Consider the following 23,565-nt stretch of genomic DNA (forward strand, 5'->3'; position numbering starts at 1 on the left):
GATGCGGGGCAAACGGGCGGGTGGTGAGGAAAGGTGTGTTCGTCAGCGCGGCCACAGGGGACCCACAGTCCAAGGCGCCCCGCCAGGTAAGGCGTGAGCTGCGGCACACCTGCCGTAAAGTTGGCGCCGGTCGATACCTGACCGCGGCAGATCGGAAGGGCAGCAGGAGTGACCGTCGACGACACCGGCTCCGGAGCGGGTGCATCCCCCGGCCCAGACGGTGAGCCCGGGCGTACCACCGGGTCCGTCGACGCGTTCGATTCCATGGACTCCGGGGACGAAAAGCCGGGGGATTCCGAGAAGGACCCCCTCGCCCTGCGCCTCGAAGGGCTGATCCTCGGCGCGGACCGCCGCTACACCCCGTTCCAGGCGGCCCGCAGCGCCGGCGTATCCATGGAGCTGGCCTCCCGCTTCTGGCGGGCCATGGGCTTTCCCGACATCGGCCAGGCCAAGGCCCTGACCGAGGCGGACGTCCTGGCCCTGCGCCGCCTCGCCGGTCTCGTGGAGGCGGGCCTGCTCAGCGAGGCGATGGCCGTGCAGGTGGCGCGGTCGACCGGGCAGACCACCGCCCGCCTGGCCGAATGGCAGATCGACTCCTTCCTGGAGGGTCTGACGGAGCCGCCCGAGCCGGGCATGACGCGGACCGAGGTCACGTATCCGCTGATAGAGCTGCTGCTGCCCGAGCTGGAGGAGTTCCTCGTCTATGTGTGGCGGCGCCAGCTCGCCGCCGCCACCGGACGTGTCGTGCAGGCCGCGGACGACGAGGAAATGGTCGACCGGCGGCTCGCCGTCGGCTTCGCCGACCTCGTCGGCTTCACGCGGCTCACCCGGCGCATGGAGGAAGAGGAGCTCGGCGAGCTCGTCGAGGCCTTCGAGACCACCGCCGCCGACCTTGTCGCCGCGCACGGCGGACGCCTCATCAAGACGCTGGGCGACGAAGTCCTGTACGCCGCCGAGAACGCGGGCGTGGCCGCGGAGATCGCCCTGCGGCTCATCGAGACCATGGCCAACGACGAGACGATGCCCGAGCTGCGCGTGGGCATCGCCTTCGGCACGGTCACGACGCGGATGGGCGACGTATTCGGTACGACGGTGAATCTCGCGAGCCGCCTCACGTCGATAGCGCCTCGTGACGCCGTCCTGGTGGACGGCGCGCTCGCCGAGGAGCTGACGCGTACGGGGGAGGCGCCGGCCTCCGAGACCGAGGCGGCACAGGCCGCGGAGCTGGCCGAGAAGGAGGGCTCCGAGGCGCCCTCCTACCGCTTTGCGCTGCAGCCGATGTGGCAGCGACCCGTGCGAGGGCTCGGCGTCGTGGAGCCCTGGCTGCTTGCCCGGCGGGGCTGAGTTTCTTTCTCCGGACCGCCGTCTCGCGGCGGAGTTTCCCGCGCGCCCACCCGTTTGCCCCGCAGCGGTGGCATGATCCGCAGGGTGGCCCGGTAACGGGCGTTAACCAGACGTGGAGGAAGTCATGGGTGGCGAGCAGCGGTTCGGGGAATTCGTCAGCGTCCGGCGGCACGACTACGTCGCCGAGCTCGTCCTCGACCGGCCGGGGGCCATGAACGCCGTGTCCACGGACATGGCCCGCTCCATCGGCTCCGCCTGCGCCGCGCTCGCGGAGGACCGTGACGCCCGCGTCGTGGTCGTGACCTCCACCCACGGGCGGGCCTTCTGCGTCGGCGCCGACCTGAAGGAGCGCAATTCCTTCTCCGACGCGGAGTTGGTGCGCCAGCGGCCCACGGCGCGCGCCGCCTACACCGGCGTACTGGAACTGCCCATGCCGACCGTCGCCGCCGTGCACGGTTTCGCGCTCGGCGGCGGGTTCGAGCTCGCGCTGGCCTGCGATCTGGTCGTCGCCGACCCGACCGCCGTGGTCGGGCTCCCCGAGGTGTCGGTCGGCGTGATTCCGGGCGGTGGCGGTACGCAGCTGCTTCCGCGCCGGGTGGGTGCGGCGCGGGCCGCCGAGCTGATCTTCACCGCGCGGCGCGTGGAGGCGGCCGAGGCGCGGGAGTTGGGGCTCGTCGATCTGCTGGTTACCGAGGGCGAGGACCGTACGGAAGCGCTCGCGCTCGCCGGGCGGATCGCCGCCAACTCGCCCGTCGGGCTGCGCGCCGCCAAGCGTGCACTGCGCCTCGGTCACGGGCTCGATCTGCGTGCCGGTCTTGAGGTCGAGGACGCGGCCTGGCGCTCGGTGGCCTTCTCCGGTGACCGGGCGGAGGGTGTCGCGGCGTTCAACGAGAAGCGGAAGCCCAAGTGGCCCGGAGAGTGAGCCGGAGGGCTGAGCCGCGGGGTGTGTCCACACGCTGAGTGATGTTCCAAACGTCCAAAATGTCGTAAATCTCCTAGCCTAGGGAGATGGGAGAGGACGTTCGGCTGCGGGCCGTGGTCGTGCTGGCGCAGGGCATGGCTGCCGCGCACACTCCGCGTGAGTCCTGGCGGGCGGCTGCTCGCGGCGCGTGCCGTGCGCTGTCCGGGAGTTTCGCCGCCCTGTCCGTCTGGGAGCGGGACCTCGGGCGGCTGAGGGTGCTCGTGAACGTGGGCGAACGGGCCGATGGGGAGGAAGAGTTCCCGGAGCGCGAGGCGTATCCGGTGAACGAGTTCCCCGAGATCACCGAGTTCCTGCACGAGCGCTGGGCGGGCGGCGGCGAGCCGCACGCCTGGGTCGAGACGGCGGCGGGGCCCGCGGAGGCCTCCGCTCCGGGCTACTGCCACCAGCGCGTCGCCGCCCTGCGCAGGCGGGGCCGCGGGTGCTGCGTGGTCGCGCCGATCGTGCTGCACGGGCGGGCGTGGGGCGAGCTCTATGTGGCGCGTCCGGTGGGGGCGCCGGTCTTCGGCCGCAAGGACGCGGACTTCGCGACGGTGCTCGCTTCGGTGGTCGCGGCGGGCATCGCGCAGACCGAGCGCCTTGAGGAGGCCCGCCGACTCGCCTTCACCGACTCGCTGACGGGCCTCGCCAACCGGCGGGCGGTGGATCTGCGCCTCGAGGAGGCGGTGGAGCGGCACCGTAGGGACGGGGCGGTGGTGAGCCTGGTCGTGTGCGATGTGAACGGCCTCAAGCGGGTCAACGACACCCGGGGCCACGCGGTCGGCGACCGTCTTCTCGAACGCTTCGGTTCCGTGCTCTCCCTCTGCGGGGCGATGCTGCCGGGGACGCTCGCCGCGCGGCTCGGCGGGGACGAGTTCTGCCTGCTCTCGGTGGGTCCTTCGGCCGACGAGGTGGTGCGGGTCGCCGACGAACTCTGCGTACGGGCGTCCGAGTTGGAACTGGGGGACGGAGTCGCGTGCGGGGTCGCTTCTACGGAGGACCCGATCGGCGAGGTCCACTCGGCCCGCCGCCTGTTCCGCCTCGCGGACGCGGCCCAGTACCGCGCGAAGGCGGCACGCGCGGTGAAGCCGGTGGTCGCGGGCCGCGAGGGCGCGGACGACCCGGTGGTACGCCTCGCGAACTCGGAGCCCTCCCGCCCGTCGGGCGAGAGACGCCGCTTCCGGGGGCGGGGGCCGGGGCCACGGGGTGGCGGCGAGCGGGGGTCCTTCGGCGCTGGGGAGGGGGAGCGGGGGTCTCGGGGTGCCGGGGAGAGCGAGCGGGGGTCTCGGGGGTCGGCGTGAGGTGTCGTCTCCTGGGGGGCGCCGCTTTCGCGGATGCGGGTGGGAGTGCCCGGGGCGGCGAGCGCGGCTTCCGCTCCTCCGCGCCCCTCGCCTCCCTCGGCTTCAGGGAAGCGGGCGAGGGCCCGCGGGTCGCGTGAGGTGTCGTCTCCCGGGGGCTGTGGCTTTCTCGGCTTTTGGGGGCCCGGGGGGTGTGAGTTCGGGTCTCTTGAGTGGGCGTGGCGTGTCCCGGCGTCGGTGGTGAGTGTTGTCGGGGTGCCTGTGACGTACCGCCGGGTAAGTGGCTCAGCTCGTATTCGACCGTGACACTTGGCGATTCAGTCCGTACGCTGCTGAATATGGATATGCACACCGTGGTCCTGGGGACGTCCGGGACAACCGCGGCGGACGTCGTCGCCGTCGCGCGCGGCAACGCCCGCATCGAGCTTTCGGCGGAAGCCGTGACCGCCCTCGCCGCGTCGCGCGAGATCGTCGACGCCCTCGCGGCCAAGCCCGAGCCCGTCTACGGCGTATCGACCGGCTTCGGCGCCCTCGCCACCCGGCACATCGGCCCGGACCTGCGCGCCCAGCTGCAGCGCAACATCGTCCGCTCGCACGCGGCGGGGATGGGCCCGCGCGTGGAGCGCGAGGTGGTCCGCGCGCTGATGTTCCTGCGGCTGAAGACGGTCTGCTCCGGCCGGACCGGCGTACGCCCCGAGGTCGCGCAGACCATGGCCGACGTGCTCAACGCGGGCATCACGCCCGTCGTCCACGAGTACGGCTCGCTCGGCTGCTCCGGAGACCTCGCGCCGCTCAGCCACTGCGCCCTCACGCTCATGGGCGAGGGCGACGCGGAAGGCCCGGACGGAGAGCTGAAGCCGGCCGGCGAGCTGCTCGCCGCGCACGGCATCACCCCCGTCGAGCTGCGCGAGAAGGAGGGCCTCGCCCTCCTGAACGGCACCGACGGCATGCTCGGCATGCTGGTCATGGCCCTCGCCGACCTCGACGCCCTCTACAAGTCCGCCGACATCACCGCCGCCCTCACCCTGGAGGCGCTCCTCGGCACCGCCAAGGTCCTCGCCCCCGAGCTGCACGCCATCCGCCCGCACCCGGGCCAGGGGGCGTCCGCCGCCAACATGCTCGCGGTACTCAAGGGGTCGGGCCTCACCGGCCACCACCAGGACGACGCGCCGCGCGTCCAGGACGCCTACTCGGTGCGGTGCGCACCGCAGGTCGCGGGCGCCGGGCGCGACACGATGGCGCACGCGCGCCTCGTCGCCGAGCGCGAGCTCGCCGCCGCCGTCGACAACCCCGTCGTCCTGCCCGACGGCCGCGTCGAGTCCAACGGCAACTTCCACGGAGCCCCGGTCGCCTACGTCCTGGACTTCCTCGCGATCGCCGCCGCGGACCTCGGCTCGATCTCCGAGCGCCGCACGGACCGGCTGCTCGACAAGAACCGTTCGCACGGCCTTCCGCCCTTCCTCGCGGACGACGCGGGCGTGGACTCGGGCCTGATGATCGCCCAGTACACGCAGGCGGCCCTCGTGAGCGAGATGAAGCGGCTCGCGGTGCCGGCGTCCGCCGACTCGATCCCGTCCTCCGCGATGCAGGAGGACCACGTCTCGATGGGCTGGTCCGCGGCCCGCAAGCTGCGTACCTCGGTCGACAACCTCACCCGCATCGTCGCGATCGAGCTGTACGCGGCGACGCGCGCGGTCGAACTCCGCGAGGGCCTCACCCCGGCCCCGGCCACGCAGGCGGTCATCGAGGCCGTCCGCAAGGCGGGCGTCCAGGGCCCCGGGCCGGATCGTTTCCTCGCCCCGGACCTGGCGGCGGCGGACGAGTTCGTCCGCTCCGGCGCGCTGCTCGACGCGGTCGAGCCGGTTACGGGTCCGCTGGCCTAGCCACACCGCGTCGTACGACGAAGGGGGCGCCGTCACCTGGTGACGGCGCCCCCTTTCCGTATCCGTATCCGCGTCTACGTGGTGACGGAACGTCAGTCGCGGTCCACGTGCTCGTGGGTGATGCCGCCCTTGACCGCGTCGACCTCGAAGTCGGTCTTGTTCCAGTCCTTGGATACGACGTCGACGGACCAGACGAGGTCGCCGCTGTCGTTGTCGTCGAGGCCGACGGAGGTGACCGTGCCCTTCGTCTTGTCCGTGGCGGTCTTGGCCGCCTGCTCCGGCGTCTGCTTGACGCGGGAGAGCCAGTCGGCCGTCTCCTTCTTGTCGCCGGCGTCCCGGTCGCCCTCGGGCGCGGAGCTGAGCACCTTGCCCGAGACGGCGTCGATGTGGACGGTGTGCGAGGTCCCGTCCTTCTCGGTCACCTTCGCGACCCACTGCGGGCCGTCGGAGCCGCTGCTGGCACTCGGACTCGGACTCGGACTCGCGCTCATGGCGTCGTCGTCATCGTCGGCGTCGTCCTTGACGTCGTTCGCGCTCTTGAGGTCCAGGTCGGTGAGCTTGCCGCCCGAGACCTTGTCCACCGCCGTGGCGGCGGCCTTGTCGTAAGTGACCTTGGTGTCGCCGAGCAGAGCCTTGCGCTCCGTCTGGTCCTGCGTGAGCGACATGCTGCCCGAGGGGGACGGGGTGGCCTCCCCCTCCGGAACGGTCTTCGCCGCTTCCGAGGTCGCCGCGGACGACGCCTTGCCGCTGTCATCGCCGCAGCCTGTCACCAGTGCCGCGGAGGCCACGACGGCGCACACGGCGCCGACGAGACGGAGATGGCGGGCGCGCGGGGCGCCGCTCCTGCTGTGCCGGGATTCGAGTCTCATGACGCAATGCCTAGCCGCCCGGCCGCCCGACCATGTTGCGGACGCGCCGGGGTCACCCGCCAGGGGCACCCGTTCGACGGCTCAGTACGCCGGGCCCTGACGTTCCCGGCGTACCGAATACGCGACGAACCCAGCTCCGAGGCCCAGGAACGCCGTCCCGCCGATGAGGTACGGCGTCGTGTCGACACCGGCGCCCGTGTCCGCCAGGCGGTTCTGCGCGGGCGCCGCGCTGTCGGCGGTGTCGGCGGTGTCGTCCGAGGGCAGCGTCGCGCGGCGCTGCTCGGTGTGGACGGCCTGCTGGGCGTCGGGGGCCTGTGCGGGTGCCTGTGGTGGTCTGAACGTCGCCGTCGCGTTCGCGGAGGGAACGAACCACAGGGCGCCGAGAAGGGCCCCCGCGGCAGTGGCGGTCAACAGCGATCGACGTGCGGACACGGAATCGGATCCCCCTTGTGGCGCTGGCGAATTGGCCGTGTGGGGCGATGGTAATGAAAGGCGCGGGTCGCGGGAAAGTCGCGGGGGCCCCGGGTCGTACGCTCCGACCCATGAGCACACCTGAGACATCACGCTTTGTACGGCTCCGCGTCGAATTGGTGGTGGAGGTCGACGGCTCCGGCGAACTGTCGGCGTCGGCCCTGCGCCGCATCGCGGAGGACGAGCACATGCCCGCCGAGGAGCGGCAGCACGCCGAGACGGCCGTCAAGGAGGACGACGCCGAGGCGCTCGCCTATTTGGTGGATCCGTTCGACCTGGTCAGCCAGGTGCCGGGGGTGGAACTCTCGCAGGCTTCCTGGAGCAGCGAGCAGATCGACTACGACCCCGATTCACCGGACTGGGAGGGGGACGAGGATGATGAGGACGACGAGGTTGAGGATGGGGACGGCACCGGCGGCCGGGGGCTCTAGCCGGTAGACGGAAATTGATACGTCTACCGGACGGAAAAAACGGAACCCGTAGCCCCGGACGGCAACCGCCGCCCGGGGTTCCGTCGTCTCAGAGGTGCACGGCTGTCACCGGCGCATCGCACGACGTGGTGTTCCCCACATCTTCCGCGGTAGTGGAACGGGACGAACCGGGCAGGACGTTGTACGGGATTACGGGGACTCCCGGCGTTCTTGGCGTGTTGGGGATTTCAGCAACGATGGGAAAGCGTGTGATGACGGACAGTAGGCGGCGGCGCGGACGGCGCAAGGGCCTTGCGGCCGTGTCCGCCCTGGTCGGCGGCGTCCTTGTGCTCTCGGCCTGTAGCAGCGACGACGGCGACAAGAGCAGCGCCGGCGGCAAGGAGTCCCAGAACCAGGTCGACGAAGCAGCCGCCAAGAAGACCTCCGAGGCCGATATCAAGATCGCGCCCAAGGACGGCTCCGACAACGCGGGCATCAACAACGCGGCCAAGGTCAAGGTCAGTAAGGGCTCTCTGACGGACGTCACCATGACGACCGACGACGGCACCGCGGTCGAGGGGCAGATAGCGGCCGACAAGAAGAGCTGGAAGCCCAGCGCCCAGCTCGACCGCGCCAAGACGTACAAGATCACCGCTACGGCCGTGGACTCAGAGGGCCGCAAGGCCCACGAGAACTCGAAGTTCACGACGGTCTCCCCGAAGAACAGCTTCATCGGGAACTTCACGCCCGAGGACGGCTCCACGGTCGGCGTGGGCATGCCGGTGTCGATCAACTTCGACAAGGCGATCACGAACAAGAAGGACGTTCAGTCCAACATCAAGGTGTCGTCGAGCAGCGGCCAGGAGGTCGTCGGCCACTGGTTCGGCAACAACCGCATCGACTTCCGCCCCGAGGACTACTGGAAGGGCAACTCCACCGTCACCCTGAAGCTGTCCCTCGACGGCGTGGAGGGCGCGGACGGCGTCACCGGCGTTCAGCAGAAGACGGTCCAGTTCAAGATCGGGCGTAACCAGGTCTCCGTCGTCGACGCCAAGACGAAGACGATGAAGGTCATGCGGGACGACAAGGTCATCAAGACCATCCCGATCTCCGCGGGCTCCCCGGAGAACAAGACGTACGAAGGCCAGATGGTGATCTCCGAGAAGTTCAAGGAGACCCGGATGGACGGCGCCACGGTCGGCTTCACCGACGGCGACGGCAAGGGTGAGTACGACATCAAGGACGTGCCGCACGCCATGCGCCTGTCCCAGTCGGGCACGTTCATCCACGGCAACTACTGGGGCGCCAAGTCGATCTTCGGCGGCGCCAACACCAGTCACGGCTGTGTCGGCCTCCAGGACGCCAAGGGTGCCGGTGACAAGAGCACTCCGGGTGCCTGGTTCTACGACAACTCGATGATCGGTGACGTCGTGGACGTCCGGAACACCGGCGACAAGACGGTCCAGCCGGACAACGGCTTCAACGGCTGGGTCATGGACTGGGCGCAGTGGCAGGCCGGTTCGGCGGTCTGAGCCGACCGAAGGACTTCCCGCGCAACTGAACGGCAGCGGCCCGCAACCCCCACCAGGGTTGCGGGCCGCTGCCGTTCGGGCTTCTCATCGCCCCTCATTGCTTCTCATCGTTCTCTTATGCCGCCCTTATCCGTTCATCACGGTGCGTACTTAGCTTCACGCACATGTTCTTCACCTACCTGAGGCGCGAGTTGCGCCGCCGCAGAAAAGCGGCCCTCGTCGTGGCCTCCGGTCTCGCGCTCGGCATCGCGCTTGTCATCGTCGTCAACTCCGTGTCGTCCGGCATGGAGCAGGCACAGGGCAAGGTCCTCCAGTCGCTGTACGGGCTCGGCACCGACATGACCGTCACCAAGGCGGCCACCCCGGCCAAGGAGGGCGGCAGCGGTCAGACGGAGGGGCGCCCGCGCTTCAAGTTCGACGCCAAGGATGCCGACGACGAGGACGGCAAGGAGCAGAGCAGCGACCGCGTCATGGTGCAGGGCTTCCAGACGCTGTCCACGTCCACGGTGACCAAGGTCGGTGACCAGAGCGGTGTCGCGGACGCCGTCGGCGGGCTGAGCCTGCAGGTCATGAAGGTCAACGGGCAGTTCGAGCGGGGGCAGTTCGAGCAGGCGCCCGGCTCCACCGGCAAGGGTGAGCGGCCCGGCGGCGGGGGTGGCGGCAGTGATCAGCAGGAGGGGCAGGTGCGCGGCGGCGGCGCCGATTTCGACGTCGACTCCTACAGCGTCTACGGGACCGATGTCAGCAAGCTCGATCTGGGCCCGCTGACCTCCTCGAAGATCAGCAAGGGCCGTACGTTCACGGGGTCGGAGGCCGACGCCAAGGTGGCCGTCGCCGATGCCTCGTACGCCAAGGAGAAGAAGCTCGCCGTCGGTGACACCGTCACGATCTCCGGCACCAAGATCAAGGTCGTCGGCATCGCGACGCCCGACAGCGGGGACGCGGCGGCCAACCTCTACCTGCCGCTGAAGCGTGCGCAGACCCTCGCCGACTCGAAGAACAAGATCACGACGGTGTACGTCAAGGCGGCGGACTCGCAGCAGATCGACGCGGTCAAGAGCGCCATCCAGAAGAACGTCTCCGGCACGACCGTGACCACGTCGACCGACCTCGCGGACACCGTCTCGGGCTCGCTCTCCACCGCCTCCGACCTCGCGACCAGCGTCGGCAAGTGGCTCTCCATGGCCGTGCTCGTCGCGGCCTTCCTCGTCGCGGGCCTGCTTACCTCGTCGGCGGTCAGCCGTCGCGTGAGGGAGTTCGGCACCCTGAAGGCGCTCGGCTGGAAGAGCGGCCGGGTGACCCGGCAGGTCATCGGTGAGGCGGTCGTCAACGGCCTGGTCGGCGGAGTGCTCGGCATCGCCGTCGGCCTCGGCGGTGCGTACGCGGTGACGGCGATCAGCCCCACCCTCACGGCGGAACTCGGCTCGGCCGGCGGACAGGCGGGCGGCGGCATGGGCGGCGGCGGCATGGGCGGCGGGCCCGGCGGTGGCGGCCCTGGCGGCGCCCTGCGCGAGTCCGCGTCGAAGGCCCTGGACATCTCGCTGACCGCGCCGGTCAGCGCCACCACCATCGCGCTCGCCGTCGGCCTCGCCGTGGCCGGTGGCCTCATCGCGGGCGCCTTCGGCGGCTGGCGTGCCTCGCGGCTGCGGCCCGCGGACGCCCTGCGCCGCGTCGAGTAGGCGGCCGCAGCGACCGCCGCGCGCCGGGCTGGCGGTCCCCGCGACCGCCGCTCGCGCCGCCAACCCCCTTACGTATCGCAGGAGTCACACCATGTATCAGCTCAAAGGCGTCACGAAGCAGTACCGCAGGGGCAAGGAGAGCGTCGACGCGCTCGCCGGAGTCGACCTGGCCATCGGAGACGGTGACCGGCTCGTCATCCAGGGTCCGACGGGCGGCGGCAAGTCCACGCTCCTGCAGATGCTCGGCGGGCTCGACCGGCCGACGTCCGGCAGCGTCGAACTCGACGGCGTCGACCTGGCCGCGCTGCCCGAAGCGCGCCTCACCAAGGTCCGCGCCGAGTCGATCGGCTTCGTCTTCCAGTCCTTCAACCTGATCCCGACGCTCAGCGCCCAGGAGAACGTCGAGACGGCGCTCGTCCCCCTCGGCATGCGCGCCGCGGACCGCCGCGAACGCGCCGCCGACGCCCTCGCATCCGTGGGCCTCGGCGAACGCCGCAGCCACCTGCCCGCCGAACTCTCCGGCGGCCAGCAGCAGCGCGTCGCCATCGCCCGCGCCCTGGTCAAGCGGCCGAAGGTACTGCTCGCTGACGAACCGACCGGCAACCTCGACGAGTCCATGCGCGACGAGATCATGGAGCTGCTCGAAGGGCTCTGGAAGGAGCACGGCCTCACCTTCGTGATGGTCACGCACGACAGCGCGATCGCCCGGAAGGCCCCGCGCCTGGCGACGATCAAGCGCGGGCAGATCAAGGTCACGGAGCGGGCCGCGCAATAGCAATGGAGCGGGCCGCGCAGTAGCCACGGAGCGGGTTCACGTGAACAACTGAACAACCAACTCGTCACTTCTGGCGCACTATTGAGCAGATGTTCGACTCTGAGCAATACTTCCTCGTCCAGGGGCGGGAGCCCCTTTGACCTCCAGGGGGAGACTTGCGCCAAAAAGTGAAGAGAGCCTATGGGGCCACGATCGCCACAGCGGCGGCCGTGGCCCTTGCCGCGGGCATGACCAGCCCGGCGTCGGCGGCGAAGCAGTCGCCCGACGCACAGGCGGCAGCCGCGCAGCCGGCGGGCCTCAAGAGCGCCGGACAGACCGCGCACCGCATCACCCTCATCACCGGAGACCGCGTCACCGTCGACTCCAAGGGGCGCGTCACCGGCTTCGAGCGGGCGAAGGGGCGGGAGCGGATACCCGTACTGACCAAGCGCGTCGGCGGTCACACGCTCGCGATACCGGCCGACGCGCAGCGGCTGATAGCCGCCGGCAAGCTCGATCAGCGTCTGTTCGACGTCACCGAGCTCAGCAAGAAGGACAACCGCAAGGCCCAGCAGAAGGGCCTGAAGCTGATCGTCGGCTACAAGGGCTCGGCAGCCGGGGCCAGGTCCGATGTGCGTGGCGCGGGCGACACCACGGTCCGCAGGACCCTGAAGTCCCTGAACGCCGAGGCCATCACCACCCCGAAGCAGGACGCCACCGACCTGTGGTCCGCGCTCGTCGCGGACAAGGGCGGCGCCACCGCGTCCGGCGTCAGCCGCGTCTGGCTTGACGGGGTCCGCAAGGCCCGCCTCGACAAGAGCGTGCCGCAGATCGGCGCAGACAAGGCGTGGGCGGCCGGCTTCGACGGCAAGGGCGTCAAGGTCGCCGTCCTGGACACGGGCGTCGACGCCACGCACGCCGACCTGAAGGACCAGGTCGTCGGCGCGAAGAACTTCACGCCCGCGGCGGACGCCACGGACCACTACGGCCACGGCACGCACGTCGCCTCCATCACGGCGGGCACCGGCGCGAAGTCGGGCGGCAAGCTCAAGGGCGTGGCGCCCGGCGCCAAGCTCCTGAACGGCAAGGTCCTCGACGACACCGGCTCCGGTGACGACTCCGGGATCATCGCGGGCATGGACTGGGCGGCCGAGCAGGGCGCCGACATCGTCAACCTGAGCCTCGGCGGCACCGACACCCCCGGTGTCGACCCGCTCGAAGCGCAGGTCAACAAGCTCTCCGCGGAGAAGGGAATCCTCTTCGCGATCGCGGCCGGCAACGACGGAATGCCCGGCAGCGTGGGCTCCCCGGGCAGCGCGGACGCGGCTCTGACCGTCGGCGCGGTCGACGACAACGACAAGCTCGCCGAGTTCTCCAGCCAGGGCCCGCGCGTCGGCGACGGCGCCATCAAGCCCGACGTCACCGCCCCCGGCGTGGACATCACGGCGGCCGCCGCCCCCGGCAGCGTCATCGACCAGGAGGTCGGCCAGAAGCCCGAGGGCTATCTGACGATCTCCGGTACGTCCATGGCCACCCCGCACGTGGCGGGCGCGGCCGCGCTGCTCAAGCAGCAGCACCCGGACTGGAAGTACGCCGAGCTCAAGGGCGCGCTGACCGCGTCCACGAAGGGCGGCAAGTACACGCCGTTCGAGCAGGGTTCGGGTCGCATCGCCGTCGACAAGGCCATCAAGCAGTCGGTCGTCGCCGAGCCGGTGTCGCTCTCCTTCGAGCCGCAGGCGTGGCCGCACACCGACGACAAGCCGGTCGCGAAGAAGGTGACGTACAAGAACCTCGGCAAGGAGGACGTCACCCTCGACCTCGCGGTCACGGGCACCAACCCCAAGGGCGCCGCGGCACCCGCGGGCTTCTTCAAGCTGGGCGCGAAGACGGTGAAGGTCCCCGCGGGCGGTACCGCTGCGGTCGACCTGACCACCGACACCAAGCTCGGCGGCACGGTCGACGGCACGTACTCCGCGTATGTCGTGGCGACCGGCGGCGGGCAGTCCGTGCGCACGGCGGCCGCGGTCGAGCGCGAGGTCGAGTCGTACGAGCTGACGCTGAAGCACATCGGGCGCGACGGACAGGCCCCGAAGTACTACGACAGCGACCTGGAGGGCATCTCGGGGCTCGCCACCGAGAAGTCCTTCGACCCGTACGATGCCTCCGGCACGGTCAAGATCCGTGTCCCCAAGGGCGGTTACCTGCTGAATACCAGCATGTACGCCGACCCGCGGGACTTCACCAAGGGCGCCGACTGGCTCTCCCAGCCGAAGCTGAGCATCACCAAGGACACGACGGTGACGCTGGACGCCCGTACGACCAAGCCGGTCGACATCACCGTGCCGTCGGCGGACGCCAAGCCGTACTTCGGTTACCCGGACTGGACGGTCGAAGTCGACCGCGGCAGCTACTCCTTCGGCTGGTGGCTCGACGGCGGATACACCAACTTCCGTACCGCTCACCTGGGCCCGCAGGTCACCGATGGCTCGCTGCGCCAGCAGTGGGACGGCCACTGGCTCAAGGGTGACGACGCCGAGTACAACACCGTGGCCGGCGGCAAGGTCAAGCAGGTCGCGACCGGCTACACCAAGCACTACAAGGCGTCCGACCTCGCCACGGTGAAGGTCGACATGGGTGCGGCGGCCAAGGGCAAGAAGGGCACGATCGGCGCCCTGGGTTACCTCCCCGGCAGCACGAGCGGGTCCTCGATCAACATTCCGCAGGCGCTGCCCGGCACCCGGACGCTGTACCTGTCCACGGCCGACAGCGTGAAGTGGGGCCTGGACTTCGAGCAGCACGCCGGGGTCGACCAGGACGGCTGGCCGATCGTCGACGCGGTCTACACGCTGGGCGCGGCGCAGAAGTTCACCGGGGGCAAGAGCTACGAGAAGACGTTCAACACGGCCGTCTTCGGTCCCCGCATCGGCGGCCAGTACGGCGTGACCCGGCAGGGCAACGAGATCGGCGGCTATCTGCCGCTGTTCGCCGACGGCAAGACGCACGCGGGCTCCTCGGTCTTCTCCGACGTGAAGACGACCCTCTACAAGGGCGCCACCAAGATCGGCGAGAACAAGGACCCGCTGCTCGGCGGAGCCACGTTCAAGGTCCCGTCGGCCGACGCCGAGTACAAGCTGACGACGTCCGTGAAGCGCAGCGTCAAGGTGGCGGCCGCCTCCACGCGCATCGACGCGAGCTGGACGTTCCGCTCCAAGAAGGCCGACAACGCGAAGCTGCCGGTCTCCACGGCGCGGTTCGCCGCGGCGACCGACCCGGGCAGCAAGGCCAAGGCGGGCGAGACGCAGTCCGTGCCGGTGACGGTGCTGGGCGCCGCGGCCGGCTCGAACCTCAAGTCGCTCACGACGTACGTGTCGTACGACTACGGCCAGACCTGGAAGAAGGCCACCGTCACCGGCGGCAAGATCAAGGTCAAGAACCCGGCCGCGGGCAAGGGAATCTCCTTCCACGCCAAGATCACGGACAAGAAGGGCAACAAGTCGACGCTGTCGATCTACAACGCCTACTACGGCAAGTAGAACGCCACGCCGGATGAGTTAGCCGTCTTTGAGGGGCGCGGCGCCGAAAGGGCTGTCGATCACGTATCGCCAGCAACCATCGGCGCCGCGCCTCGCCGTTTCGGTACGCGTACAGCGAACTGGGCTTCGCCCAGGCTGAGTTGTCGGCGAAAGTGCTCTCGTCCCCCCGCGGAAGAGAACTCGGCACCGCCCACCCCAGAGGAAGCCGACGTCACATGACTGCCCACACCGTCGAGTACATCCGTTACCGCATACCCTCCGAGCGCTCCGCGGAGTTCCTCTCCGCCTACACCCGTGCCGCCGTTCCGCTGGCCGTGGCGCCGCAGTGTGTCGACTACGAACTCTCGCGCTGCGAAGAGGACTTCGAGCACTTCATCCTGCGTATCACCTGGACGTCGACCAAGGACCACCTGGAGGGCTTCCGGGGGTCGGAGTACTTTCGCGCGTTCTTCGCGGAGATCCGGCCGTTCGTGGAGAACATCGAGGAGATGCGGCACTACACGCCCTCCGCCGTGCGCGGCACGGGCGCGTCGACGCCGACCCTGTACACCTGGGCGGGCGGCGAGGAAACCTTCGGGCGCCTGACGGAGAGCTTCTACGAGAAGGTCCTGGGGGACGATCTCCTCGCCCCGCTCTTCGCGGACCTGCCCGCGGAGCACGCCCTGCACGTCGCCCAGTGGCTCGGCGAGGTCTTCGGCGGCCCCGCCGCGTACTCGCAGGAGCACGGCGGTCACACCCACATGGTCGGCAAGCATCTCGGCAAGGGCATCACCGAGCCGCAGCGCCGCCGCTGGGTCAACCTCATGCAGGACGCGGCGGACGACGCCGGCCTTCCGACGGACGCCGAGTTCCGGTCCGCCTTCCTCGCCTACATCGAGTGGGGCACACGGCTCGCGGTCTATTTCTCGGGCCCGGAGGCCGCCCGCCCCGCCGAGCAGCCGGTGCCGCTGTGGAACTGGGGCGCGGCGCCGCCGTACCAGCCGTGACGCGTCAGCGCGGTGCGCCCGAGCGCGCCGCGTCCGCTCCCCAGCTGGCGAGCAGCCGCAGGGCGTCCGCCGACGCCGAATCCGGCTCCGCGTGGTATGTCACCAGTGACTGATCGTGATCGTCGGGCAGGCGCAGCGTCTCGAAGGACAGGGTGAGATCGCCCACCAGGGAGTGGTGCAGCCGCTTGACGCCGTGGCCCTTCTCCCGCACGTCGTGCGTCGCCCACAGGCTGCGGAACTCCTCGCTCTTCACGGAGAGCTCGCCCACCAGCGCGGAGAGCTGCGGATCGTTCGGGAAGCAGCCCGCCTCCATCCGCAGGAAGCTCACCATGTCCGACGCCTTCTGGTCCCAGTCCCGGAAAAGGGCGCGCGACTCGGGGTGCAGGAAACAGATCCGCGCCCAGTTGCGCTCCTCGGGCGGCAGCGCGCCCCAGTCGCCGAAGAGCGCGGCGGCCATGCGGTTCCAGCCGAGGATGTCCGAGCGGCGGCCCACCACATAGGCGGGCACGCCCTCCATCGCGTCGACGAGCTGGAGCAGCGCGGGACGCAGGTGCTGCGGGCGGGCCGCGCGCTTCTTCTTGTGCTGCTTGGGCTTGGCCAGGTGCGTCAGATGCGCGTGCTCGGCGTCCGTCAGGCGCAGGGCACGGGCGATCGCGTCCAGGACCTCGCCCGAGACATTGCGGCCGTTGCCCTGCTCAAGACGGGTGTAGTACGCGACGGACACACCCGCGAGCTGCGCGAGCTCCTCGCGGCGGAGCCCCGGCACCCGCCGGTGCCGCCCGAAATTCGGCAGCCCGACGTCCTCCGGCTGCAACCGGGCCCTGCGGGTGCGCAGGAACTCGCTGAGCTCGGCGCGGCCGTCGAGGGGCTCGGGGGCGGGGGAGTGCGCAGGCTGGTCGGAGTCCATACATTCCAGTATCCGGGGTCGTACGCATACGAGCCTGTCCCCGTCAGTAGTAGGACCACTGGACGTAGGCAGAGCCGTGACCTGGGTAGATGCCCGTATGGCTGGCACGGTGGATTGCATGACCGCACAGACCAGCACCACCAGCACGGCAAACACCACAACCGTTTCCGCCTACGCCGCCCCGTCCGCCAAGGCCCCCCTGGAGCGGACCACCATCCCGCGCCGCCCGGTGGGCGAGACCGACGTACTGATCGACATCAAGTACGCCGGAATCTGTCACTCGGACATCCACCAGGCGCGCGACGGCTGGGGCGAGGGCATCTTCCCGATGGTGCCGGGCCACGAGATCGCCGGTGTCGTCACCGAGGTCGGCTCAGCCGTCACCAAGTTCGCCGTCGGCGACCGCGTCGGCGTCGGCTGCATGGTCGACTCCTGCCGCGAGTGCGAGAACTGCAAGGCGGGCCTCGAGCAGTACTGCGACAAGGGCAACATCCAGACGTACAACGCCCTGGACAAGAACGGCGAGCCGACCTACGGCGGCTACTCCACGCACGTCGTGGTGGACGAGGCCTTCACCCTGCGCATCCCCGACGGCATCTCCCTCGACGTCGCCGCGCCGCTCCTGTGCGCGGGCATCACCACGTTCTCCCCGCTCCACCGCTGGCAGGCGGGCCCCGGCAAGAAGGTCGCCGTCGTCGGCCTCGGCGGTCTCGGCCACATGGGCGTCAAGATCGCGCACGCCATGGGCGCAGAGGTCACCGTCCTCTCCCAGTCCCTGCGCAAGAAGGACGACGGCCTGCGCCTCGGCGCCGAGCACTACTACGCGACCAGTGACGACGCCACCTTCGAGCAGCTGGCCGGCTCCTTCGACCTGATCCTCTCGACGGTCTCCGCGCCGCTGCCGCTGGACAAGTACCTTGGCCTGCTGCGCCCGGAAGGCGCCTTCGTGAACGTCGGCGCCCCCGAGGAGCCGGTCTCCCTCAACCTCTTCTCCGTGATCGCCGGCGGCAAGACCCTCGCGGGCTCCATGATCGGCGGCATCCGGGAGACCCAGGAAATGCTGGACTTCTGCGCCGAGCACGGCCTGGGCTCGGAGATCGAGCTGATCAACGCCGACCAGATCAACGAGGCGTACGAGCGTGTCCTCGCCAGCGACGTGCGCTACCGCTTCGTGATCGACGCGTCGACCATCTGAGGCAGTGAGCAGGCAGTGAGCAGGCAGTGAGCCACCGACCGCGCCCGGGGCATTCCCCCGGTCGCGGTCGCGGTTGTCCGGCGCGTGGCCGGAAGTCGACTCGGCCCGTGGCCCTAGGCCGCATTGCGCAGCAGGTGGGGGGCCGTGTGACCGATGCGGGGCGGGCGGCCCGTGCCTAGTCTGAAGGGCGTCAGCACGGGCACTCCGACGCACAGGAAGAGGTCGCACGATGACCGTCGAGCTCAATCACACCATCGTCGCCGCGAAGGACAAGAACGCCTCCGCCCAGTTCCTCGCCGACATTCTGGGCCTTGAAGTGAGCCCGCAGTACGGCCCGTTCATCCCCGTCGAGATCCCCAACGGCGTCACGCTGGACTACATGGAGGCCAGCGGACCGATCATCCCGCAGCACTACGCCTTCCTGGTCTCCGAGGACGACTTCGACGACATCTTCGGCCGTATCAAGGACGCGGGGCTCACCTATTGGGCCGACCCGCACCACCACACCGTCAAGGAGATCAACACCAACGACGGCGGCCGGGGCGTGTACTGGGACGACCCGAACGGCCACAGCCTGGAGATCCTCACCAAGCCGTACGGCAGCGGGAGCTAGGGGCTGCCCCGGGAACTACTCCGGGGAACTCCCCTCCTCCGCGAGGAAGTCGAGCACGAGCGGCGTCGCGACCTCCGCGAACTCCTCGAAGTACGCGTGCCGGGCCCCGGTGACGAGCCGCATCCGTGCCCCGGAGATGCGTTCCGTGAGCAGGGGCGCATTGGCGGTCGGATTGAACACGTCGTCGGTGCCGTGCACGACGAGCGTCGGGGCGGTGATGCGCGCCAGCGCGTCCCAGGCGTCGTGCCGGGCGCTGGCGCGCAGATGGCGGCGGCGCGCGTGCGGGGGCATGGCAGGATCGCCCATGGTGTGGAACACGGGCTTTCGGGAGGCGCGATCACGCTCGGCGATCCAGCCGGGCGTGTACATCAGCTCCAGGAGGGCGCGGCGGGCCGCCGCCGCGTCGGGCTGGCTGAGGGCACTGCGCACCTCGGGCCCGCGTTCGACACCGTGCGGCGCCCCCGGTGACGTACAGCCGAGTACGAGCCGGTCGACCCGCTCCGGGTGGTCGGCGGCGATCCACTGGGCGACACGCCCGCCCATCGACGTGCCGTACACATGGGCGCGGTCGATGCCCGCGTGGTCGAGGACGGCGACGACATCGCGGGCGAAGCCGGGCGTGCTGTAGCTGTCGGTGTCGGGGTGGCCGCTCTCGCCGGTGCCGCGCCAGTCGAGCACGACGGTCAGGTACGAGGCGGCGAAATCGTCCCGCACCGGGTCCCACCAGCGGTGACTGTTGGACTGCCCGCTGAGCAGGACCAGGGGGCGGCCGGAGCCGTGGACTTCGTAGTGCAGGGCGGTGCCGTCGGCGGCTTCAGCGAAGGGCATGGGACGAACGGTAACCACATGCCGCCGTCGCTAGGGTGCCGGGATGATCGAGACACCCGAGGACTTCGCCGCGAGCACCGTCCGGCGGGAGGGGGAGCGCGGCCGCGCATGGCTCGCGACCCTGCCGGAACTGGCCGGGGAACTGCTCGACCGCTGGGACTGCGTGCCGTCGGCGCCGGTCACGCACGGGCAGGTCGGCGTCATCATTCCGGTCCGCCGCCGGTACGACGGGACGCCCGCCGTCCTGAAGATCTCCTTCCCGCACCCCGGCAACGTCCACGAGCCGGACGCCTTCACGGTGTGGGCGGGGCGGGGCGCCGTCCGCCTGCACGAACGGGACGACCCGCGGTTCGCGATGCTTCTCGAACAGGCCGGTCCCGGCTCGCTCGCCGATGAGCCGGACGCCGACGCGGCGCTGACGGCCGCGGGCCTGCTCGCCCGGCGGCTCGCCGTACCGGCGCCCGCGGGATTGCCCCGGATCGGCGCGCGGTGCGCGGAGTGGGAGCGGGAACTGCGGGACGACGACAAGGAGTTGGGCTCGCCCCTGGACTCCCGCGTACTCGATGCCGCGATCGCCGCCCTGCGGGAACTGGGGCCCGACCAGCCGGACACCCTCATCCACGGGGATCTGCACGCGGGCAATGTCCTGCGGGGCGAGCGCGAGCCGTGGCTGGCCATCGACCCCAAGGGGTACGCGGGCGACCCGGCGTACGACACGATCACCCTGCTCCAGCACCGCTTCGAGGAGCTGCTCACCGCCCCCGACGCGAAGGCGGCCGTCCTGCACCGCCTCGCCGTCTTCTCGGAAGCCGCCGGGGTGGACCCGGAGCGGGCCCGGAGGTGGACGCAGGCCCGTGCGGTGACGATGGCGTACTGGGGCCGGCTGAACGGTGATCCGCAGTGGCGGATCATGGCGGCGGACGGTCTGGCGGAGGCGCTGGTGTAAGGGCTGATCTCAGAGGCCCCGCTCAGAGGCCCGGCTCAGAGGCCGCGTTCAGAGGACGGGCTCAGGGATTTCGCCGGGGGCAGAACGCTGATCCCTTCCGGTGGGACGGGCGGCTCATACCCTGGGAAGGTGAGCAGCCACGAGCGGAACCTTGAGCGGAACCCCGAGGGAAATCCCGAGCCTGCGCAGGCCGGGCGGGAGGCGCGCGTCATCCCCCTGCGCCCGCGCTCGCGCCAGGCGGACACAGCCTCCGGGCGCCCCGCGCAGCCCGTGCGCCCCGTGCACACAACTCCTGTGCACACAACTCCCGTGCCCCCGGCGGCGAAAGAGCCGCTGTGGCGCGACGTCATCGGTGATGTCCTGCGCCGCGAGCGCCTCGCACAGGAGCGCACGCTCAAGGACGTGGCGGACGCCGCCCGCATCTCGATGCCGTACCTCTCCGAGGTGGAGCGCGGCCGCAAGGAAGCCTCGTCCGAGGTCCTCGCGGCCGGCGCCCGTGCTCTCGGCCTCAGCCTGTCCGACCTTCTCTCCCTGGCACAGGGCGAGTTGACCCGCCAGGCACACGCACACGCACAGGCTGCACGGCCGCGTCCGCGTCAGGGAGACATCCGCCTCGCCGCTTGAGGGTTCAGGCCGCCGCGGCGAGCATCCGCCGGCTGAGCACCTCGTCCGCGAGCCCGTACGCCACCGCGTCCTGCGCGGTGAACACCTTGTCGCGGTCCATGTCCGCGCGCAGCGTGGCGACATCGTGCCCCGAGTGCCGGGAAAGCACGTCCTCCACCTGCGAGCGGATCCGCATCATCTCCTTGGCCTGCAGCGCGAGGTCGGAGACCGTGCCCTGCCGCCCGCCGCTCGCGGGCTGCCCGAGCAGCACCCTGGAGTGTTCGAGAACGAACCGCCGCCCCGGGTCACCCCCGGCGAGGAGCACGGCTGCGGTGGACGCGGCCTGCCCGACGCAGAACGTCGAGATGGGCGCACTGATGAAGCTCATGGTGTCGTAGATGGCCATGAGCGAAGTGAAGGAGCCACCAGGGGAGTTGATGTAGATGGCGACTTCGCGATCCGGCTGGGACGACTCCAGATGCAGGAGTTGCGCGATGACGACATTGGCGACCCCGTCGTCGATCTCCGTCCCGAGGAAGATGATCCGCTCCGAGAGCAGCCGGCTGTAGACGTCGTAGGAACGCTCGCCCTGCGGAGTGCGCTCGACGACGGTCGGAATCGTGTACTGGCTCATGACCTCAGACCCCCAGTCCCATCCGCGGCTTGGTCGCCGCGGGCCGCACGTCGGCGAGCGAATCGAGCACCCGGTCGACCATCCCGTACTCCTTGGCCTGCTCCGCGGTGAACCACCGGTCGCGGTCGCCGTCCCGCGAGATGGTCTCCTCCGACTGCCCGGTGTGCTGGGCGGTGAGCCGCTCGACGGCCTTCTTCGTGAACTCCAGGTTCTCGGCCTGGATCGCGATGTCGGCGGTGCTGCCGCCGATGCCGGCGGAGGGCTGGTGCATCATGATCCGCGCGTTGGGCAGGGCGTAGCGCTTGCCCGCGGTCCCGACGGTCAGCAGGAACTGCCCCATGCTCGCGGCGAACCCCATGGCCAGGGTCGACACGTCATTGGGAATCAGCCGCATGGTGTCGTAGATGGCGAGCCCCGCGGTGACGGAGCCGCCGGGGCTGTTGATGTACAGACTGATGTCGGTCCGCGGATCCTCGGCGGAGAGCAGCAGCATCTGCGCACAGACCCGGTTCGCGGAGACCTCGTCGACCTGGGTCCCCAGAAAGACGATCCGCTGGGTCAGCAACTGCGCGGCCAGATGATCGTCGAACCGCGTCGAGGGCGTCTCGTCCTCCGAGGCGCTCGGCCCCCGGCCGTTGAAGATGGGTGGCATCGCTCAACCTCCTGACGGTGGGAGCGGCTCACCTGCGAGCCGCCGTCCTGTCCCACCACCTTCGGGCCACCGCACGCGCCGCGTAAGGCTTCTCTGCCCGCGGCAGATTCGCTGACGGCAGAGGGCGCCCGGGAGGTCCTGCGAGGTCAGAGGCCCGCTGGATGCCCGGAGAGCCAGGCGGCATGCCGGTCACGGAGCCGGTCGCGCTCCTCGGACGTCGTCAGGATGACGTCCGCACCGCCGTCGTAGGGATGGTGGATGCGCCGGAGTTCCGTGTCGGTGACGAACACCTCGACGAGCCGCTCGTCCGCGACGGCGCGCAGCAGGTCGTCGAGGCAACCGCGTTCCCAGGGGCGCCGGTCTGCGTACAGACGGGTGTGGGTGTGGAATTCCGGGTCGGGATCGTCCTGCTCGGACACGGTCCACCAGCGGACGCCGTCCGGATGCAGCGTCTCGCGGTGCGTCGAGAAGCAGGCGGGCCCGGTCGGGGTGTCCGACCAGTCCATGGTCACCACGAACACGTCCGTGCCCGCGAACAGTTCGTCGAGGACCGTGTTGTACCGGTCCAGGACGATCGCGTACTCGTCCTCGGACGCCGGGTAGCGCTTCGAACCGGGAAGGCTGTGGAAGCGCACCCAGCGGTCGGCGTACGCGCCGCGGAAGGTGTGGGCGAGGGGAACGCAGGAGGGGCGGCGTTCCCGCCACAGTGCCGCGAGGAGGCCGGGATCGAGTCCGGTCACTCAGCCGTGGGAGCGGCAGAGGGCGCCGGAGCGATCCCCGTCGGGCAGGCCCGGCCCCAGTTGGTTTCCGAGGGGCTGTCCAGCTGCAGGCCCGTGCCGCCGATTCCGCAGTAGCCGTCGGGGTTCTTGTCCAAGTACTGCTGGTGATATCCCTCGGCGGGCCAGAACGGGCGGGGGGCCGCCGGAAGGATCGTTGTCGTGATCGTGCCGTGGCCCGCCGCGTTCAGGACCTGCTGGTACGCGTCCAGGGACGCCACAGCGCCCGCTTCCTGCTCGGCGGTGTGGGTGTAGATCGCCGAGCGGTACTGGGTGCCCACGTCGTTGCCCTGGCGGAAGCCCTGGGTGGGGTTGTGGGACTCCCAGAAGAGCTTCAGGAGCGCGGCGTACGAGATGCGGGTCGGGTCGAAGACCACGCGGACCACTTCCGCGTGACCGGTCAGGCCCGAGCAGACCTCCTCGTACGAAGGGTTCTCGGTGTAACCGCCCTGGTAGCCGACGTACGTCGTCCAGACGCCCTCCGTCTGCCAGAACTTGCGCTCCGCGCCCCAGAAGCAGCCGAGCCCGAAGTCCGCGATCTCCAGGCCGTCGGGGTACGGGCCCAGGAGCGGGTTGCCGAGGACCGTGTGGCGGGAAGGGACGTCGAATTCGGGGGTCGCGCGGCCCTTCAGGGCCTGCTCGGGGGTGGGGAGCTCGGGCGTGCGGCCGAAGAGCATGGGGGCTGTCCTCCTGG

22 protein-coding genes are annotated in these 23,565 nt (G+C 70.3%); 14 read left to right on the plus strand and 8 right to left on the minus strand.

Annotation, left to right across the window (positions count from 1 at the left end):
- The first annotated feature begins 168 nt into the window (after window positions 1-168).
- The 4 genes from ACWFR3_RS12135 to hutH all read left to right on the plus strand — a co-directional run bounded on the left by ACWFR3_RS12135 (window position 169) and on the right by hutH (window position 5,483).
- Entirely contained in the window at window positions 169-1,344 is a 1,176-nt protein-coding gene (locus ACWFR3_RS12135; RefSeq protein WP_453734470.1) for an adenylate/guanylate cyclase domain-containing protein, read from the plus strand.
- A 124-nt stretch (window positions 1,345-1,468) separates the two neighbouring features.
- On the plus strand, window positions 1,469-2,266 hold the full coding sequence (locus ACWFR3_RS12140) for an enoyl-CoA hydratase/isomerase family protein (RefSeq protein ID WP_453734471.1): 798 nt from the start codon (window positions 1,469-1,471) through the stop codon (window positions 2,264-2,266).
- A gap of 86 nt (window positions 2,267-2,352) precedes the next feature.
- Complete coding sequence (locus tag ACWFR3_RS12145) at window positions 2,353-3,603, plus strand: diguanylate cyclase domain-containing protein (RefSeq protein WP_453734472.1); 1,251 nt, start codon at window positions 2,353-2,355, stop codon at window positions 3,601-3,603.
- A 341-nt stretch (window positions 3,604-3,944) separates the two neighbouring features.
- Complete coding sequence (gene hutH / locus ACWFR3_RS12150) at window positions 3,945-5,483, plus strand: histidine ammonia-lyase (RefSeq protein ID WP_453734515.1); 1,539 nt, start codon at window positions 3,945-3,947, stop codon at window positions 5,481-5,483.
- Between the two features lie 92 nt (window positions 5,484-5,575).
- Here hutH and ACWFR3_RS12155 read toward each other — a convergent pair whose 3' ends face one another.
- Both ACWFR3_RS12155 and ACWFR3_RS12160 read right to left on the minus strand, forming a co-directional pair.
- On the minus strand, window positions 5,576-6,352 hold the full coding sequence (locus ACWFR3_RS12155) for a PepSY domain-containing protein (protein ID WP_453734473.1): 777 nt from the start codon (window positions 6,350-6,352) through the stop codon (window positions 5,576-5,578).
- 81 nt (window positions 6,353-6,433) lie between these two features.
- A complete protein-coding gene (locus ACWFR3_RS12160) occupies window positions 6,434-6,784 on the minus strand; it encodes a hypothetical protein (protein WP_453734474.1) in 351 nt (116 codons plus the stop codon).
- A gap of 110 nt (window positions 6,785-6,894) precedes the next feature.
- On the opposite strand from ACWFR3_RS12160, the gene ACWFR3_RS12165 reads away from it, so the two are divergent.
- From ACWFR3_RS12165 to ACWFR3_RS12190, 6 genes are all read left to right on the plus strand, one after another.
- Window positions 6,895-7,254, plus strand: coding sequence for a hypothetical protein (locus ACWFR3_RS12165; protein WP_453734475.1), 360 nt, complete (start codon window positions 6,895-6,897; stop codon window positions 7,252-7,254).
- A gap of 251 nt (window positions 7,255-7,505) precedes the next feature.
- Window positions 7,506-8,765, plus strand: coding sequence for a L,D-transpeptidase (locus ACWFR3_RS12170; protein ID WP_453734476.1), 1,260 nt, complete (start codon window positions 7,506-7,508; stop codon window positions 8,763-8,765).
- Between the two features lie 164 nt (window positions 8,766-8,929).
- Window positions 8,930-10,444 (plus strand): ABC transporter permease, encoded by a 1,515-nt coding sequence (locus ACWFR3_RS12175; protein ID WP_453734477.1) that lies wholly within the window; start codon window positions 8,930-8,932, stop codon window positions 10,442-10,444.
- Window positions 10,445-10,535: 91 nt separating this feature from the next.
- The gene (locus ACWFR3_RS12180; protein WP_453734478.1) at window positions 10,536-11,219 is read left to right on the plus strand and encodes an ABC transporter ATP-binding protein; all 684 of its coding nucleotides are present in this window, start codon (window positions 10,536-10,538) and stop codon (window positions 11,217-11,219) included.
- Window positions 11,220-11,386: 167 nt separating this feature from the next.
- The gene (locus tag ACWFR3_RS12185) at window positions 11,387-14,731 is read left to right on the plus strand and encodes a S8 family peptidase (protein WP_453734479.1); all 3,345 of its coding nucleotides are present in this window, start codon (window positions 11,387-11,389) and stop codon (window positions 14,729-14,731) included.
- Between the two features lie 215 nt (window positions 14,732-14,946).
- On the plus strand, window positions 14,947-15,717 hold the full coding sequence (locus tag ACWFR3_RS12190) for a globin domain-containing protein (RefSeq protein ID WP_453734480.1): 771 nt from the start codon (window positions 14,947-14,949) through the stop codon (window positions 15,715-15,717).
- Between the two features lie 4 nt (window positions 15,718-15,721).
- On the opposite strand, the gene ACWFR3_RS12195 is transcribed toward ACWFR3_RS12190, so the two are convergent.
- On the minus strand, window positions 15,722-16,624 hold the full coding sequence (locus ACWFR3_RS12195; RefSeq protein ID WP_453734481.1) for a helix-turn-helix domain-containing protein: 903 nt from the start codon (window positions 16,622-16,624) through the stop codon (window positions 15,722-15,724).
- 118 nt (window positions 16,625-16,742) lie between these two features.
- Between ACWFR3_RS12195 and ACWFR3_RS12200 the strand changes: the two genes are divergently transcribed.
- Both ACWFR3_RS12200 and ACWFR3_RS12205 read left to right on the plus strand, forming a co-directional pair.
- Window positions 16,743-17,819 (plus strand): NAD(P)-dependent alcohol dehydrogenase, encoded by a 1,077-nt coding sequence (locus tag ACWFR3_RS12200; RefSeq protein WP_453734482.1) that lies wholly within the window; start codon window positions 16,743-16,745, stop codon window positions 17,817-17,819.
- Between the two features lie 229 nt (window positions 17,820-18,048).
- On the plus strand, window positions 18,049-18,432 hold the full coding sequence (locus ACWFR3_RS12205) for a VOC family protein (protein WP_453734483.1): 384 nt from the start codon (window positions 18,049-18,051) through the stop codon (window positions 18,430-18,432).
- A gap of 15 nt (window positions 18,433-18,447) precedes the next feature.
- On the opposite strand, the gene ACWFR3_RS12210 is transcribed toward ACWFR3_RS12205, so the two are convergent.
- Window positions 18,448-19,260 carry an alpha/beta fold hydrolase gene (locus tag ACWFR3_RS12210; RefSeq protein WP_453734484.1) on the minus strand — a complete coding sequence of 271 codons (813 nt, stop codon included), beginning with the start codon at window positions 19,258-19,260 and terminating at the stop codon, window positions 18,448-18,450.
- A 43-nt stretch (window positions 19,261-19,303) separates the two neighbouring features.
- Here ACWFR3_RS12210 and ACWFR3_RS12215 point away from each other — a divergent pair, with 43 nt between their 5' ends.
- The gene (locus ACWFR3_RS12215) at window positions 19,304-20,206 is read left to right on the plus strand and encodes an aminoglycoside phosphotransferase family protein (RefSeq protein WP_453734485.1); all 903 of its coding nucleotides are present in this window, start codon (window positions 19,304-19,306) and stop codon (window positions 20,204-20,206) included.
- A gap of 129 nt (window positions 20,207-20,335) precedes the next feature.
- Window positions 20,336-20,830 (plus strand): helix-turn-helix domain-containing protein, encoded by a 495-nt coding sequence (locus tag ACWFR3_RS12220; protein ID WP_453734486.1) that lies wholly within the window; start codon window positions 20,336-20,338, stop codon window positions 20,828-20,830.
- A gap of 4 nt (window positions 20,831-20,834) precedes the next feature.
- On the opposite strand, the gene ACWFR3_RS12225 is transcribed toward ACWFR3_RS12220, so the two are convergent.
- The 4 genes from ACWFR3_RS12225 to msrA form a co-directional block, all read right to left on the minus strand.
- Window positions 20,835-21,443: a ClpP family protease gene (locus tag ACWFR3_RS12225; protein ID WP_453734487.1), complete on the minus strand. Its 609-nt coding sequence runs from the start codon at window positions 21,441-21,443 to the stop codon at window positions 20,835-20,837.
- Window positions 21,444-21,447: 4 nt separating this feature from the next.
- Window positions 21,448-22,095, minus strand: a complete 648-nt coding sequence (locus tag ACWFR3_RS12230; protein ID WP_453734488.1) for a ClpP family protease — start codon at window positions 22,093-22,095, stop codon at window positions 21,448-21,450.
- A 146-nt stretch (window positions 22,096-22,241) separates the two neighbouring features.
- The gene (locus ACWFR3_RS12235) at window positions 22,242-22,835 is read right to left on the minus strand and encodes a DUF3885 domain-containing protein (RefSeq protein ID WP_453734489.1); all 594 of its coding nucleotides are present in this window, start codon (window positions 22,833-22,835) and stop codon (window positions 22,242-22,244) included.
- The gene (msrA, locus tag ACWFR3_RS12240; protein ID WP_453734490.1) at window positions 22,832-23,548 is read right to left on the minus strand and encodes a peptide-methionine (S)-S-oxide reductase MsrA; all 717 of its coding nucleotides are present in this window, start codon (window positions 23,546-23,548) and stop codon (window positions 22,832-22,834) included. The genes ACWFR3_RS12235 and msrA overlap by 4 nt, the downstream gene beginning before the upstream one ends.
- Window positions 23,549-23,565 lie beyond the last annotated feature (17 nt).

The organism is Streptomyces sp. NPDC055189 (assembly GCF_053606765.1).